The 13,782-nt window shown below is 67.4% G+C and carries 18 protein-coding genes; 7 read left to right on the forward strand and 11 right to left on the reverse strand.

Annotated elements, in window-relative coordinates:
- Window positions 1-190 precede the first annotated feature (190 nt).
- Entirely contained in the window at window positions 191-994 is an 804-nt protein-coding gene (gene budC, locus AC0VYM_RS13365) for a meso-2,3-butanediol dehydrogenase (protein WP_475462592.1), read from the reverse strand.
- A 123-nt stretch (window positions 995-1,117) separates the two neighbouring features.
- On the opposite strand from budC, the gene AC0VYM_RS13370 reads away from it, so the two are divergent.
- Complete coding sequence (locus AC0VYM_RS13370; RefSeq protein WP_475462593.1) at window positions 1,118-2,083, forward strand: helix-turn-helix domain-containing protein; 966 nt, start codon at window positions 1,118-1,120, stop codon at window positions 2,081-2,083.
- Window positions 2,084-2,509: 426 nt separating this feature from the next.
- Here AC0VYM_RS13370 and AC0VYM_RS13375 read toward each other — a convergent pair whose 3' ends face one another.
- Entirely contained in the window at window positions 2,510-3,388 is an 879-nt protein-coding gene (locus tag AC0VYM_RS13375) for an MBL fold metallo-hydrolase (RefSeq protein ID WP_475462594.1), read from the reverse strand.
- Window positions 3,389-3,646: 258 nt separating this feature from the next.
- Here AC0VYM_RS13375 and AC0VYM_RS13380 point away from each other — a divergent pair, with 258 nt between their 5' ends.
- The 5 genes from AC0VYM_RS13380 to AC0VYM_RS13400 all read left to right on the forward strand — a co-directional run bounded on the left by AC0VYM_RS13380 (window position 3,647) and on the right by AC0VYM_RS13400 (window position 7,508).
- Window positions 3,647-4,384: a hypothetical protein gene (locus tag AC0VYM_RS13380; RefSeq protein ID WP_475462595.1), complete on the forward strand. Its 738-nt coding sequence runs from the start codon at window positions 3,647-3,649 to the stop codon at window positions 4,382-4,384.
- A 59-nt stretch (window positions 4,385-4,443) separates the two neighbouring features.
- A complete protein-coding gene (locus tag AC0VYM_RS13385) occupies window positions 4,444-4,878 on the forward strand; it encodes an HIT family protein (RefSeq protein ID WP_475462596.1) in 435 nt (144 codons plus the stop codon).
- 21 nt (window positions 4,879-4,899) lie between these two features.
- Complete coding sequence (locus AC0VYM_RS13390) at window positions 4,900-6,516, forward strand: GMC family oxidoreductase (RefSeq protein WP_475462597.1); 1,617 nt, start codon at window positions 4,900-4,902, stop codon at window positions 6,514-6,516.
- A 126-nt stretch (window positions 6,517-6,642) separates the two neighbouring features.
- Window positions 6,643-6,945 carry a multiple cyclophane-containing RiPP AmcA gene (amcA, locus tag AC0VYM_RS13395; protein WP_475462598.1) on the forward strand — a complete coding sequence of 101 codons (303 nt, stop codon included), beginning with the start codon at window positions 6,643-6,645 and terminating at the stop codon, window positions 6,943-6,945.
- A gap of 8 nt (window positions 6,946-6,953) precedes the next feature.
- A complete protein-coding gene (locus tag AC0VYM_RS13400; RefSeq protein ID WP_475462599.1) occupies window positions 6,954-7,508 on the forward strand; it encodes a pentapeptide repeat-containing protein in 555 nt (184 codons plus the stop codon).
- 279 nt (window positions 7,509-7,787) lie between these two features.
- On the opposite strand, the gene rpmF is transcribed toward AC0VYM_RS13400, so the two are convergent.
- From rpmF to AC0VYM_RS13440, 8 genes are all read right to left on the reverse strand, one after another.
- The gene (gene rpmF / locus AC0VYM_RS13405) at window positions 7,788-7,958 is read right to left on the reverse strand and encodes a 50S ribosomal protein L32 (protein WP_475462600.1); all 171 of its coding nucleotides are present in this window, start codon (window positions 7,956-7,958) and stop codon (window positions 7,788-7,790) included.
- 49 nt (window positions 7,959-8,007) lie between these two features.
- The gene (locus AC0VYM_RS13410) at window positions 8,008-8,250 is read right to left on the reverse strand and encodes a type B 50S ribosomal protein L31 (protein ID WP_475462601.1); all 243 of its coding nucleotides are present in this window, start codon (window positions 8,248-8,250) and stop codon (window positions 8,008-8,010) included.
- A gap of 28 nt (window positions 8,251-8,278) precedes the next feature.
- Window positions 8,279-8,443, reverse strand: a complete 165-nt coding sequence (gene rpmG, locus AC0VYM_RS13415) for a 50S ribosomal protein L33 (protein ID WP_014908751.1) — start codon at window positions 8,441-8,443, stop codon at window positions 8,279-8,281.
- 127 nt (window positions 8,444-8,570) lie between these two features.
- Complete coding sequence (locus tag AC0VYM_RS13420; RefSeq protein ID WP_475462602.1) at window positions 8,571-9,818, reverse strand: GTP-binding protein; 1,248 nt, start codon at window positions 9,816-9,818, stop codon at window positions 8,571-8,573.
- Between the two features lie 168 nt (window positions 9,819-9,986).
- Window positions 9,987-10,292, reverse strand: coding sequence for a 30S ribosomal protein S14 (rpsN, locus tag AC0VYM_RS13425; protein ID WP_475462603.1), 306 nt, complete (start codon window positions 10,290-10,292; stop codon window positions 9,987-9,989).
- On the reverse strand, window positions 10,292-10,528 hold the full coding sequence (gene rpmB, locus AC0VYM_RS13430) for a 50S ribosomal protein L28 (protein WP_475462604.1): 237 nt from the start codon (window positions 10,526-10,528) through the stop codon (window positions 10,292-10,294). Before rpmB ends, rpsN begins: the two co-directional genes overlap by 1 nt.
- Before the next feature lie 96 nt (window positions 10,529-10,624).
- Window positions 10,625-10,876, reverse strand: coding sequence for a 30S ribosomal protein S18 (gene rpsR, locus AC0VYM_RS13435; protein WP_475462605.1), 252 nt, complete (start codon window positions 10,874-10,876; stop codon window positions 10,625-10,627).
- A gap of 2 nt (window positions 10,877-10,878) precedes the next feature.
- Window positions 10,879-11,982: a CobW family GTP-binding protein gene (locus AC0VYM_RS13440; protein ID WP_475462606.1), complete on the reverse strand. Its 1,104-nt coding sequence runs from the start codon at window positions 11,980-11,982 to the stop codon at window positions 10,879-10,881.
- A gap of 251 nt (window positions 11,983-12,233) precedes the next feature.
- Between AC0VYM_RS13440 and AC0VYM_RS13445 the strand changes: the two genes are divergently transcribed.
- Window positions 12,234-12,629 (forward strand): Fur family transcriptional regulator, encoded by a 396-nt coding sequence (locus AC0VYM_RS13445; protein WP_475462607.1) that lies wholly within the window; start codon window positions 12,234-12,236, stop codon window positions 12,627-12,629.
- Window positions 12,630-12,836: 207 nt separating this feature from the next.
- Here AC0VYM_RS13445 and AC0VYM_RS13450 read toward each other — a convergent pair whose 3' ends face one another.
- Window positions 12,837-13,703 (reverse strand): metallophosphoesterase family protein, encoded by an 867-nt coding sequence (locus tag AC0VYM_RS13450; protein ID WP_475463029.1) that lies wholly within the window; start codon window positions 13,701-13,703, stop codon window positions 12,837-12,839.
- Window positions 13,704-13,782: the final 79 nt, after the last annotated feature.

Here is a 13,782-nt window from a genome sequence, read left to right on the forward strand (position 1 = left end):
TCCACAGCCGATCCGGACAGGATTCCACCGAAACCGGTCACTTTTGTTCGTGGTCAGGATGCTGGTCAGAGACCCCACGGCAGTCCCGCGACGCAGGTGTCTCGCACCGCTCGCCAGCTGATGGGTCTGGCGTGCCATCGGCCCACACCGAGCTTCCCCTGACCGGGTCGACAGCCGCGGTCGTGGTGTGTCAGTGGTAGAGAGCGGTCTGGCCGTTCGACGCGGTCAGGCCACCGTCGACGGCGATGTGCGCGCCGTTGACGTACGAAGCGCCGAAGCCGGAGAGGAACGCTACGACAGCGGCCACCTCGGTGGGATCGCCGGGCCTGCCCATGGGCACTCGGTCGTCGAACCGGTCGCGTAGTGACGTGCCTTCGGCGAGCGCCGCGCGGATCTCCTCGTGGCTGGTCGTCACGCCGGGATGGACCGCGTTGACCCGGATCTCCCGGCCGTGGTCGAGAGCCATCGCGTTGGTCAGATTGACCACCGCGCCCTTGGTCGCGTTGTAGGCGGCCTGTGCCCAGTCACCACCCACGCCACCGACGGATCCGATGTTGACGATGCATCCACCGACCGCGCGCAGGTGGGGTAGGGCAGCGCGGGAAGCGAAGAACAGACCGTCGACGTTCACGCTCATCATGGCGCGATAGGTGTCCTCGCTCGTGCTCTCCACGGTGCCCGGCCGAGCCAGCCCCGCATTGTTGACGAGGACGTCCAGATGCCCGTACCGCTCGGCGACCCCGTCCATGAGCGCGGTGATGGCGGCCAGGTCGGAGACATCGCCGACACACGCGTGCATGTCTCCTCCGCCCTGGCCGCTCTCGATGGCCCGGCGCAGGGTCGATTCGGTACGCCCCACCAGTACGGTGGTGTATCCGTCAGCGGCGAAGCGGTGCGCGATGTGGACACCCAGGCCTCCTCCCGCGCCGGTGATCACGGCCACGCGGCCGTTTCGGTCTTGCCTGTCGTGCCGGTGGTCGTGCCGCTCGTTCATCGAGTCCTCCTGAAACGTGGGTGCTTCGCACACTACGAAGATTGTCGAAGCCTCGGCTTGTACCAGGGCGACGACCGACTGGAAGATCGGCGACACACATCCCGACGGCAGACTGGTGGCACCATGGACGACAAGACCGCATCCTTCTCGCTCGACTCACGTCAAGCGGCCACCACCGGTCGGGACGACTACGAACGGAACTGGCGCGCCCACGTCGGAGACGAGTTCCCTCTCCCCAGGTTCAGCGCGGCGACAGCGGCCGACTTCCGGGTACGCTTCCGTGCCGCCAAGGTGCATGACGTGGCCATCACCACTGTGGACGGAGCATCGGCGGCGCGGACGGCGGACGAACCGGTTCAGGACACCGATCAGGTCCGCCTATGGCTGGTGCACAGCGGAGCCTGGGCTCTGGGCAGCAGGCGGAACAGCGTGGAACATACCGTGGCGGCGGGAGGTTTCCTGCTGCGGCATGCCGCGGGAACGCCTCACTTCGCGCTCCCGCCCCACACGCGCGCGCGGTGCGTCGTGCTGCCCGCCGCCCCCTTCTCCCTGTCACTCCCCGGCCGCGGAGTCACCGGCCACGCCGACGCCGCCGAGGTCCGCCTCCTAGTCGCGCATGCCACCATGGTGGAAGAGGTTCTGGCCGATCTGAGCCCGGCCGGTGCCCGCGCCGCGCGGGACACGCTGGTCGAGTTGGCCACCGCGGTGGCGCAGCGCGGCTTCGACGATGTGGACACTCGCCTCGCTCCGACCCTCGTCCAGGCGGCCAAGGACCTCGCGGAGCAGCGGCTCACCGACGCCGACCTTTCGTCGGCGATGTTGGCCCGGGAACTGAACGTCTCCGTGCGTACCCTGCAGCGCGCCTTCGCGGCCTGCGGGGAATCGGTGACCGCCTATATCCGGGAGAAGCGCTTGGAGTCGGCCGGGCGGGCGCTCTCGGCGTCTCGCTTGACCGTCGCGGAAATCGCCGCGCACTGGCAGTTCTCCGACAGCAGCCACTTCAGTCGTGCTTTCAAACAGCGCTACGGACTCACACCCACCGAGCACGCTCGGCAGAACCACCGGTCAGAGGATCAGACTGGCCGATAGTGGGCCTGTCGGCGGGCAGAGGCACGAAGGCGAACCACGGTTGGAGCGACTGCGCGCATCCTTCCCCGGGGCCCCTTTCCCGACCGGAATGTCCGCCGGACACCGTACTGCCGGAGTCCGGGGGTCGGCGTCGGCCGCTACCCGGAGCCGTCGGCCGAGTCGCGACTTCGGCCTAGGAAGTGTTTTGTGGATGCTTTCGCCGGTGGCGGCGGAGCCGCCATCGATGCGAGCGGCCGTCGCCCCTACTGTGCGCTGCTACGCAAGCTCCGCAGTGTCGCACAGCGGGGGCCCGCCCGGGTTTGGCTGTCCGAGCTTCATCGGCGCGGCGAGAGGCAGCCTGGTGGTAACGCGAGGACACAGCGCCGAAGGCGTCCGTTGAGGGTGGTGGCGGGCGACGGGCGGGAGGAATGATCCAAAAAACACGACCTAGGCCAGCGGCTCCCAGTCGAAGACGTCTCCAGTACGGCGTACCCGGCCGAAGGGGACGTCGGCGAAGTGGATACCGAACCCGATGATGTCCTGGTCGGCGAGCCGACCGAGCACCTGGCGCCGGAGCCCGGCCGAGGCGTCGGGCGCCGGTTCGCCCACGGTCACCCAATCCGGGTGCGCTACCTGCGCTGGGGAGTGCAGCACGTCGGCGAACGCGAGCAGCCGGTCGTCACCGGACGTGAGTTCGTATCCCATTTGCCCGGCCGTGTGGCCGGGCAACGCGACAGCGCGCACCCCTGGAAAGACCTCGTCCCCGTCCGAGACGACACGCACCCGTCGAGCGAGGGTGTCCGCGATCTCCTCCGTCACTCCGAACGTCGTGTGGCGGTCTTCCCACTCCCGCCGCGAGACGAGGTACGGCGCGTGTCCGAAGGCGGGGAGGGTGCCGCCCGGCTCCGGGTGCGCGGCCCAGCCCAGGTGCTCCATGTGGAGGTGGGTGATCGCGACCGCCTCTATGTCGTGGGGGTCGCGTCCGAGCTCGGCGAGACTCTCCAGAAGCGAACCGCCGTACATCGACGCCATGCCGTGTTCCATCATGGAGATCGGCTCGGTGAACGGGCCGTAGCCGACGTCGACCAGCATGGCTCGTTCACCATGTTCGATCAGCAGGCCGCCCGCGCTGATCGTCAACCTACCGGCCGGGTCCAAGTACCGGCTGTTCCGTGCCCAGGTCTCGTCCGACGTCGTCGGGAAGAGGCTGCGCGGAACCATCTTGACCGCTCCGTCCGGCACATAACTCACGCTCAGCTCACCCACCCGCAACGAACGGATGCGCGCCGGTCGCCGCAGCCGGTCCTCGGTGTCCGAGTTCCCCATTGCTACTCCTCTTGGCGATCGACTACTCTCCATGAGGCTAATAGTCTCATGGGAAGGGGGTGTTGCGTGGCCTTCGTGTGTCATCGCTTGCCTGGACTTGTCGGTCAAAGTGGTCTGCATGGCCTGTTTTTCACTGCATCGCTCGCGTCGAGGGCGCGTGTGCCTCGCGTGGAGCGACCTCCTTCTGTTGGACTAATAGTTGCACGTGATGGTGACTTCCCGTACATGGATGGCGCCCCTGCCGCCTATGCTTCGCGCATGAAGGACAACAGCGACACGCCCCGGACGGGGGTCGACGGCGACACGGCCACCGAGTACGAGGCGTCACACGAGCCACACCAGGCGGCCGAGGAGCTGACCGCTACCGCGTACGCCGTCCTCGGAATCCTGTCCGTCAACGGTGAGATGCTCTCAGCGGGCGAGATCAAGCAACGGACGGCCTTCGCCCTGCGCTTCTTCTACTCGGCGCCGGCCGTCAGCCACATCCGCCGAGAATTGCGGCGTCTACTGGCCTTGGGCCTGGTCCAGGACAGTGAGGTGTCCTTGGGCGGATCGCGCCGTGCTCAGGTGTTCCGCATCACCCAGGAGGGCGAGAGCGCGCTGCGACTCTGGGTCGTCGAAGGCGACGAGGACACCATGACGGTCAAAGACCCCCTACTGCTCCGGGTCTTTCTCGGCCGCGGGGCACCACAGTCGAGCCTGCTCGCCCTCGTCGACGCCCGCCTGCGACAGGTGGACGAGGATATCCGAGATGTGGTGTGGGGGCACCGCCGCGCCGCCGAGATGGGGTTGATCCCGCACGAGGACCGCAGGCACACCATGGCCGTGTCTCAGTACACCTTGCGCGCCCTGTACTTCACACAAGGCAATCTCCGTCAGCTCCGCGACACCCTCGAGGGCTTCGACGACGAAGCCTTTCAACGGGACACCAGGTGGTCGCGTGAGGAACTTTCCTTCCGGCCCTCGGATCCCACCCAGGACCAGGGACACCGATAGAACCCGTTCGCGCCCCTCCGCGGACGGTCCGCTCACCGCATGTGAAAGGTACTTCGGCCGTGCCCACTCTGTTCTCACGCATCATCGCCGGTGAACTGCCCGGACGCTTTGTCTGGCGGGATCCCGAGGTCACCGCGTTTCTCACCATCGCGCCCTTGCGGCCCGGCCACACCCTCGTCGTTCCTCGGCGCGAGATCGACCGGTGGACGGACACCGACAGCGGGCTTCTGGGCCGGTGCGTGGAGGTCGCCCAAGCCGTCGGGAAAGGGGTGCAGCGGGCTTGGGACGCTCCGAGAGTCGGCCTCGTCATCGCGGGCTTCGAGGTGCCACACCTGCATATACATGTCTCTCCCGTCTGGGACATGTCCGACTTCGATTTCAGCAAGGCCGAACCGGAGGAGGACCAGTCCTCTCTGGAGGACGCCGCGGAGAAACTGCGCGCCGCCTTGCTCGAACTCGGTTATGAACAGGCCCGGGACACCGACCGCGGCTGATACTTCGAGGAGACGCCGAACATGAGCACCCCCCATGAACAAGCCGATACCGCGGCGACCGCGACCTCGCGGCTCGTATTCGCCGACCATCTGGACGACGGTGCCGCGTTCGACTACATCGTGTGCGGCGCCGGGTCGTCCGGTTCCGTTCTCGCTGGGAGACTCGCGGCCGACCCGGCCGTCACTGTCCTGCTCGTCGAGAGCGGCGGCGACGACGATGACGAGCGTGTCCGCGATCCCGACCTGTGGCCGACCAATCTCGGCACTGAGCGGACCTGGGGCCACGTCACGGAGCCGAACCGGCATCTGAACGGGCGCCGACTCGCTTACGCCACCGGTCGTGGACTGGGCGGGGGAGGGGCCGTCAACGCGGGTGTGTGGGCTCGTGGTCACCGGAGCGACTGGGACTCCTACGCCGATGCCGCAGGCGATTCCGCGTGGGGATACGCGCACGTGCTGGAGCACTACCGTGACATCGAGGATTGGCAGGGCTCGCCCGACCCCGAGCGTCGGGGGGTCGGCGGGCCGATGCGGGTACGGCCGTCGCAGGACGTGCATCCGCTGTTTACCGCCTTCCTCGACGGCGCCGAGGAAGGCGGCGTCCCTCGATTCGACAGCGCCAACGGGATCCTGATGGAGGAGGCCTCCGGATGCGCCGTGCGGGACGAGAACATCCACGACGGCGTGCGGGAGACCCCCTTCCGTCGCTACGTCGCCGAACGTGTGGGGCGGCCGAACCTCATGGTGCTCCCGAGCACGACGGTCTCCCGCGTTCTGCTCTCCGCGGGGCGGGCCCACGGTGTCGAGCTCGTGCGCGACGGCAAGGTGGTGCGCGCCCACGCGTCGCGAGAGGTGGTGCTGTCGCTGGGCGCGCTCGGTACCCCGGCCGTGCTCATGCGGTCCGGTATCGGGGACGAGGGCGAACTGCGGACCCTGGGCATCCCGGTGATCCAGCACCTGCCCGGCGTCGGGCGAAACCTTGATGACCACATACGTCTCCCCTGTATGTGGGAGGCGACGGACGTGCCGCTGCCGATGCCCACACGCAGCCAGGCCGTCTGTTTCTGGGAAGACGAAACACGGCCGGGCGCCCCAGAGTTCGTCATGTACGTCTCGCCGGCGCCGTCCGTCTCCCCCGAGAGTGCGGTGCAGTACCCGCCGCCGGAGCGGTGCTTCACCCTGATGCCCGCCATGCGCCCACGCCGTGGCAGTCGTGGTCGGGTCCGTCTGGTGAGCACGGACCCGATGGCCCGACCGCGCATCGAGACGAACTTCCTCGTCGATCCGGATGACGTGCGCTCGGCCCTGTCCGCCGTTGCCATGGCTCGGGAGATCGGCAATTCCGCGGCGCTCCGCCCGTTCGTCGAGCGGGAGGTGTCCCCGGCGTCCTCTGCGGCTGACACGGTGGAGATGTTCGTGCGGAACGCTGTGGAAACCTACTGGCACCAGAGCGGCACCTCCCGGATGGGTCGGGATGAGGGGGCCGTGGTGGACGCGAGCCTCAAGGTCTACGGCATCGAGGGCCTTCGCGTCGCCGATGCCTCGGTGCTGCCCCACGTGACGGTCGCCAACACCATGGCGCCTTCCATCGTTATCGGCGAGCGGGCGGCGGAGATTCTCGCGACCGAGCAGGGCTGAGACGAACGGCCAGCCTCAGGGGCAGGGCGAACGGGCGGTGCCGTCGTGGACGGTGGCGGGCGATTCGTCCTGCCGAACCGGAGGTCGTCCTGCAGGCCGGGTCGACCGGCCGACGCTCGATCTCCGGTGCCGTTCTCCACGCGCGCGAACCCAGCATCGCGATGTTCAAGTTCGGGAGCTGTCATCGCCCGCCTGGCCCGCATCCTGCGCCTGGATCTGACCGAGCTGACCGGAACCGAAACCGAGGCGGTCACCGACACGCGCTACGACGCCGCCCGCGCGATCGAGCGGGCCGCCGACCTGATCGACCGGCTCCAACCGGCCACCCCGGTAGGGCTGTTCGACAACCGCGACAACCGCGACACCTGGGACAACGTCGGCGGAGGCCCCTGGGACAACCGTTCGACGTGGGACAACTGGAAGAAGTAGGGGAACCTGTGCAGACCGCCGAGATCCGGGGCGCGAAAGTGCTCCTGCCCAGCGACGACGAGCCGACGGTGCGCGCCTGGCCCTACCCCAACCCGCTGGAGGAGGAGAAGGTCGCCAACACCCACTTCACCTCCCTCGACCTGACCTCACACCGCCTGGTGGACACCACCCTGAACCGGTGCCGGTTCACGGGTTCACGGCTGATGGGGGTGTCACTGGCGCGCGTTTCGATGACTGACGTGCTCTTCGAGGGCTGCCAGTTCGACTACGCCAGCTGGGAGCAGGTCAAGGTCACCGGTGATGTGGCGTTCGTCGGCTGCTCCTTCAAGGAAGCCGAGATCATCGGAAGCGACCTGCGCGATGCGGTCTTCGACGACTGCACCTTCGCCGCGGACATCAAGAACACCAAGATGTCCGGCACCGACCTGCGCGGCAGCGACCTGTCGAACCTGTCCGGGCTGGCCTCGCTCCACGGAGCGAAGGTGACCGAGATCCAGCTCCGGCAGTTGAGCGAGGTCATGATCCGCGATTTGGACCTCACGATCGCGGAGATCCCGTTGTAGGCGCGGCTGCGCTCAACCAGGACTGGCCTCCGTACATGCAGCGGCTTTCCCCTGAGCAAGGGACCACTTCAAGCTGATACTGGAAGCCACCGAGAAGGTAACGCACCTGGCCGCGAGTGCTCTCGCCCGCCCATAGGCGGGCGAGAGCACGGACTTCGCGGGAGAGGGCCTCAGTGGTGTCGGTCATGCCTCTGACAGAACCACCACGGGTAGGGGCAGAGGCACCTCACCCGAGAGAGTCTGCACCCCAGGCCAGGTGGTGTGGTCCAGGAAACGCGACTAGTCCGGGAGGGGAACGAGACCGCGCTGGTAGGCGCGAACGAGGTTGCGGGGAACCCGGTGCTCGCGGCCTCGGATGTGGAGGGTCACCAGTTCGGGGGCCGTGGCCTTCCACTGGGATCGGCGCGTGCGGGTGTTGGACCGCGACATCCTGCGTTTGGGTGCTGCCATGGGAGTGGCTCCTTTCGGTTCGGGATGAGGGCCGGGTGATCGGTCGTGGCTACCTGCGCTGGTAGCGGCGCTGGAAGCGCTCCACCCGGCCAGCGGTGTCCACCACGCGTGAGGTGCCTGTGTAGAAGGGGTGGCTGGCGCTGGAGATCTCGACGTCGATCACCGGGTACGTGTCGCCGTTCCACTCGATGGTCCTGTCGCTGGTCCGAGTGGAACGGGTGAGAATCGCGAAGTCGGCCGCCTTGTCACGGAAGACGACGGGCTCGTACCTGGGGTGGATGTCCTTCTGCATGGGTTCTCCGTTGGGTGCGGGTGTTCGGTCAGCGTTCCTCGCGGAACTCGACGTGGCGGCGGATCTTGGGGTCGTACTTGCGTAGGACCAGACGATCCGGGGTGTTGCGGCGGTTCTTGCGGGTCACGTAGGTGGTTCCGGTGCCCGCCGTGGATCGGAGCTTGATGATGGGTCGAACGTCGTTGCGTGCCATGGGTTCCTTTCGGGGACCAGACCTTGCATGCGGCAACCGTTCTCTTGAAGCGCGAGTTGCGCTCCCGAAGATCAGCACCGCCCGCTGAGGTCGCTGGGTCGTGTACGTGCCAGCGCGACCTGGCCTGCTACTGCGAACCGGGCCCGTCGGCGACGGGCCCAGACTGATGGTGGTCGTGCATGCCCCGCACGTCCCACTCCGGGAAGGGGTCGGGCAACCGGTCCCAGGAGGAACGCAACTCGTCCTCGGTCAACAGGCAGGAGCGCAGAGCCGCATCCAGCGCGTCTCGACGCAGGTCCTGACCGATGAAGACCAGCTCCTGGCGGGGTGTGACCGGTTCGCTGTCCACGAGGTCCTCGGCGGAGTAACCCAAGGACGGTCCGTCGGCGGGGTTCCAGACTCCGGTCGGCTCGAAGCGGGCGACCGGCCCGGCCTGGGACCACAGTCCCGTCATCCGTGGGCGGCTCGCCAGCCAGAAGAACCCCTTGGTACGTAGGATCGTGCCGTACCCGGCCTCTTCGAACCCGGAAGTGATCATCCTCCAGAGGCGATCGGGGTGGAAGGGCCGGTCAGCCCGGAACACCAGGCTGGAGATGCCGTACTCCTCGGTCTCGGGCACGTGGTCGCCGTTGAGTTCGGAAACCCAGCCCGGTGCCCGTGAAGCTCGTTCCGGATCGAACAGGCCGGCCCCGACCAACTCGGCCGGGGGCACCTGTCCATGGTGGATCCGCAGGACTCGTGCCAGAGGGTTGAGTCGTCTGACGGCTGCTTCGACGCGGTCGACCTGGTCCTCGGTCACCAGGTCGATCTTGTTGACCAGGATCAGGTCGGCGAACTCCACCTGGTCGACGAGCAGGTCGCTGACGGTTCGTTCGTCGTCCTCGTAGGCGTCCAGGCCGCGCTCGACCAGGTCATCCCCGCTGTCGAGTTCGTGAAGGAACCCCGCGGCGTCGACCACCGAGACCATGGTGTCCAGACGCGCCCCTTCCAGGAGCGGGGTGCCGTCGGGCCCGGGGACGGCGAAGGTGGCCGCCACCGGCATGGGTTCGGAGATGCCGCTCGACTCGATGAGGAGATGGTCGAAGCGACCTCGCGCCGCGAGCTCGGCGACCTCCTCCAACAGGTCGTCGCGCAGCGTGCAGCAGATGCAGCCGTTGGTCATCTCCACGAGTCGCTCATCGGTCCGGGACAGGTGCCCCTCGCCCCTGACCAGGTCGGCGTCGATGTTGATCTCGCTCATGTCGTTGACGATCACGGCGACCCGCACACCGTCCAGATTTCCCAGCACGTGGTTGAGCAGAGTGGTTTTGCCCGCTCCCAGGAATCCGGAGAGAACGGTGACAGGAAGTGTCGTCGGAGCGTTCGGGGTGCCCATCGCTACTTCTTCTTTCGGTGGACCGTGAAGAGCCCAGACCCAAGGGGACAGACCATTGTTCCGGTTGGGACGGACATTCCATTTACTGGTGCGGTGAGGGGATCGGTTCCCGGAGGGAGTGCCCGCTCCGGGAACCAAGGCGTCGCACTGAACCGGCTGGGTCCGGAACTACCAACTGGACTTGGTGACCCCGGGGAGTTCACCACGGTGCGCCATTTCCCGGAACCGGATCCGCGACACTCCGAACTTCCTCAGATGCGCGCGGGGACGACCGTCGATCACGTCCCGGTTGCGGACCCGGGTCGCGCTGGCGTCCCGTGGTTGGCGACGCAGTTCGGCGACCGCCGCCACGCGCTCGGCCTCGCTGGTGTGCGGACTCCTGATCAGGCGCTTGAGCTCGGCCCGTCGCTCGGCGTAGCGCGCGACGACGGCCTTACGCTGTTCGTTGCGGGCGATCTTGCTCTTCTTGGCCATCAGACCCTCTCCCCTCGGGCACGGATGTCGGCGACCACGCGTTCGATACCGCGGGCATCGATGACGCGCATGCCCTTGACGCTCAGCCGCAGTCTCACGAAGCGCTGTTCGCTGGGCAGCCAGTAACGCTTGTTCTGGATGTTGGGGTCGAACCGACGCTTGGTGCGCCGATGCGAGTGGGAGACGGCATTACCGAAGCTCGGCGCCTTCCCGGTCACCTGGCAGACTCGGGCCATGGTCTTTTCTCCTGTTCCTTCTCTGGGTCGCGCTCTGTTCGCTTCTCCGCTGTCGTGAGAACGGTCGCGACGGCTGTGGGTTCGGGTTTCACACGTTCAGCTTTGACGTGCGGAGGAAGGGTAGGGAAGAAGGGCCATCTCGCGGGCGTTCTTGACCGCCGCGGCGATCAGACGCTGTTGTCGTGCGGTGACCCGGGTGACGCGACGGCTGCGGATCTTGCCCTTCTCCGAGATGAACTTGCGCAGCAGGTTGGTGTCCTTGTAGTCGACGTGGGTCGCTTCGCCCAGCGGATTGGTGAAGGAGCGCCTGCCTGGCGTCCTTTCGGTACGGCGCTTGCTCGGGGTCATGGTCACCCTTCTGAGAACTCGGCGAACGGGTCGTTCTGGAACTCCTGGCCGACTTCGGTGTCGGTCGCCAGACACGAGTCCAGGAGTGAGAGGAGGGACGCGGTGTCCATGCCGACACCGGTGAAGGACAGGTGTTGGCGACGGTCACCCACGATCGGGTCCCAGTCGATGAGGGCTCTGGCGCGCCGGTCCGGGGAGACCAGTTCCATCGCTGCCTCGGGCAGGGCACTCAGCCACGGTCCGCCACTTTCGACCATGAGCAGGTCCTGGTGGGAATCCCACACCAGGAGGGTGTCCGGCTGGCTGGCCAGCCAGAATCGTCCTCGGCCACGAAGGGACATCGCGACGATCTGTTCCAGGGCGGCGGAGAGCCTCTCCGGGTGCATCGGGCGCTTTCTCGTCCAGGTCACGGTGCTCACCCCCTGGGTCTCGTCGTGGTCCATGTAGTGCGCCCAGGACGGGTTGAGGCGCCGGTGGGCGGACTCCGGGTCGAACCGTTGGTCCAGGAGAACGGAGAGGTCGGCTCCCGAGGTGACGATCGCCGCTGCGGGGTTGAGTTGGTGCAGGAGCGCGCGGGCGTGAGCGTGATCCGCTTCCGCCGAGAGGACCAGGACGTGGGGGTACTCCACCTGCCGGTTGAGGACTTCGGCGACGGTGCGGGTGTCGTCCTGGGCGATGTCCATCTCGCGGTCGCCCAGTTCGTCCGGGCTGCCCACGTCCGAGGTGAGTCGCGTGGTGTCGACCACGGTGGCGACGGTGGCCAGGGCGAGTTCCGACTGCGCGGCGATGCTCTCGGCGAGTGACCGGGGCTCCAGGCCCTCCCAGGAGTCCACGACGCACAGGTCGTGTCGACCGTCGGCCGCGGTGCGCAGGAGGTAGGGGATGAGGTCCTCCCGCACCGTGCACGACGCACAGGCGTGGTCGAGTTCCACCTGCTCGCTCCTGCTGGTGCCCGCGGGGTGCCGAACCACTCGGCGCACCACCCCGTCACCGATGTCCCTCATGTCATGGTGCACCGCGATCGATCGAGGGACGGCCCTGAGCAACTCGTCCACGGCCTTCGTTCGCGCCTCTGCGTGCAGGCCGGTGACCAGTGCGATGCGCATCGGGTGCTCCTCTCCTGGGTGTCGCCTCAGTGATGAAAATGAAAACCGTTTCCATACTCTACACAGACCAGGAGGGCGCCCGCTCCGGCGGGCGGGTCGGATCGAGGGGGCATGCGCGTGCTACGGTGCTGATAATCATTTTCATCTGATCGGCTCGCGCTCCCCAGGAGTCCATCTCGTGTACGTAGTGCGAAGTCAACGCCGGGCAGTTCCCCGGGCGCTGGAGGCACCGGGCCGGGCGGTCGACTGACATGGCCAACACACCCAAGTACCGGAAGGCCGTGCTCAGGGCTCTCGACGGCGGCAGCAGGTTCCTGAGCTGTCGTGAGATTCTCCGAGGCATCGAGCGGCAGACGGCACCGGCTTCCACCCCGCCCAGCCTGTCCACCGTCTACCGCACGGTCCACCGGATGTCGCAGGACGGTGAGCTGGACGTGATCCGGTCACCGGAAGGGGAACGCCTCTATCGACGGTGCGCCACATCCGTCCGCCACTACCACCTCTTCTGCCGTCTCTGCGGCGTGGTGGAGGAGATCACCCGGCTCGACGGGATCTCCGACGCGGTGAAGAGCGTCGGGCGGACGAGTGGCTTCGAGTACATCAACCACACCCTCGAACTCACCGGCGTGTGCCCGCGCTGCCGGTGAACCGGCGCTGGGCACGTCTCGGTCAGATCGTGCTACCAGGTCACATCACCGTCGGAGAACCGGCGGTCAACCAGGATTCCTTCGGGCTCGACCGTGGCCCACGCCTCGCCGAGCATGCCCCCGGATTCGGGCGATGAACGGTTCCGCGCGCACTCACGTCGGCGCCTCGTGGCCGGGCGCCGAGCTCACGGGCAGCGTGCGGTCCGGTCAGTCCTGTTCCGGCACCGGAAGGATCTGGACGGGCCACCTGCGGCGGTCTCCGAAGTGGCGCCACTCCCTCGGATAGCCCAGGGAGACCTCCCGGAAGGGGACGCCGTCGTGGACCGTCCTCCGGGGGATGTGCAGGTGACCGTAGACCACCGCGGTCACGTCGGGGCGCAGGTGCCACTTGGCGGTCCGCGCGGTGCCGCACCACTGGGCGAACTCCGGGTAGCGCAGGACGTGGGTCGGGTCCTCGACCAGCGGGTAGTGGTTGACGAGGATCTTCGGGGTCTCCGTGTCGCACAGGGCGAGCCTGCGCTCGGACTCGCGCACGCGGGCCTCGCACCACGCCTCCCTGCTCGGATACGGGTCGGGGTGCAGCAGGAACTCGTCCGTGCACACCACGCCCTTCTCCTTCGCCAGGGCCAGCGAGCTCTCTTTGGAATCGGTGCCCGGCGCGAGGAACGAGTAGTCGTAGAGGAGGAAGAGCGGCACCACCTGGGCCGGGCCCCCGTCACCGGTCCAGACGGGGTAGGGGTCCTCCGGGGTGAGCACGCCGAGACGGCGGCACATGTCGACCAGGGCGCGGTACCTCGCCTCGCCTCGGAGCTGGTTCGGGTCGGACGGGTGGGTCCACAGCTCGTGGTTGCCCGGTACCCAGATCACGCGGGCGAAACGGCTGGCGAGTGTGCTGAGGGTCCGTTCGATGTCGGCGAAGACCTCACCGACGTCTCCGGCCACGATCAGCCAGTCGCCCTCGGTCGACGGCGTCAGCTGGTCGACGATGTCCCGGTTCTCGGGATGGGACACGTGGAGGTCGCTGACGGCGAACAACCGAGGGCTGTCGGAGGACCGGGGTGGAAGGGCTGGCACGGAAGACACGGGGAATCCTCACCTTCCTTTCGTCAGACGGCGCGCCGGGGCGGCGGAACAGGGGAACGCTATCGGACCC

It is taken from the genome of Nocardiopsis sp. iso_237, from assembly GCF_056173345.1.

What these genes read in the sequence shown, in the direction of transcription:
- AC0VYM_RS13380 (WP_475462595.1), top strand. Translation starts at nt 3,647, where the DNA reads ATGAAGGACAACAGCGACACGCCCCGGACGGGGGTCGACGGCGACACG.
- AC0VYM_RS13440 (WP_475462606.1), bottom strand. Translation starts at nt 11,982, where the DNA reads ATGCGCATCGCACTGGTCACCGGCCTGCACGCAGAGGCGCGAACGAAG.
- AC0VYM_RS13420 (WP_475462602.1), bottom strand. Translation starts at nt 9,818, where the DNA reads ATGGGCACCCCGAACGCTCCGACGACACTTCCTGTCACCGTTCTCTCC.
- rpsN (WP_475462603.1), bottom strand. Translation starts at nt 10,292, where the DNA reads ATGGCCAAGAAGAGCAAGATCGCCCGCAACGAACAGCGTAAGGCCGTC.
- rpmG (WP_014908751.1), bottom strand. Translation starts at nt 8,443, where the DNA reads ATGGCACGCAACGACGTTCGACCCATCATCAAGCTCCGATCCACGGCG.
- rpmB (WP_475462604.1), bottom strand. Translation starts at nt 10,528, where the DNA reads ATGGCCCGAGTCTGCCAGGTGACCGGGAAGGCGCCGAGCTTCGGTAAT.
- budC (WP_475462592.1), bottom strand. Translation starts at nt 994, where the DNA reads ATGAACGAGCGGCACGACCACCGGCACGACAGGCAAGACCGAAACGGC.
- rpsR (WP_475462605.1), bottom strand. Translation starts at nt 10,876, where the DNA reads ATGACCCCGAGCAAGCGCCGTACCGAAAGGACGCCAGGCAGGCGCTCC.
- AC0VYM_RS13445 (WP_475462607.1), top strand. Translation starts at nt 12,234, where the DNA reads ATGGCCAACACACCCAAGTACCGGAAGGCCGTGCTCAGGGCTCTCGAC.
- AC0VYM_RS13375 (WP_475462594.1), bottom strand. Translation starts at nt 3,388, where the DNA reads ATGGGGAACTCGGACACCGAGGACCGGCTGCGGCGACCGGCGCGCATC.
- AC0VYM_RS13370 (WP_475462593.1), top strand. Translation starts at nt 1,118, where the DNA reads ATGGACGACAAGACCGCATCCTTCTCGCTCGACTCACGTCAAGCGGCC.
- AC0VYM_RS13410 (WP_475462601.1), bottom strand. Translation starts at nt 8,250, where the DNA reads ATGCAGAAGGACATCCACCCCAGGTACGAGCCCGTCGTCTTCCGTGAC.
- rpmF (WP_475462600.1), bottom strand. Translation starts at nt 7,958, where the DNA reads ATGGCAGCACCCAAACGCAGGATGTCGCGGTCCAACACCCGCACGCGC.
- AC0VYM_RS13390 (WP_475462597.1), top strand. Translation starts at nt 4,900, where the DNA reads ATGAGCACCCCCCATGAACAAGCCGATACCGCGGCGACCGCGACCTCG.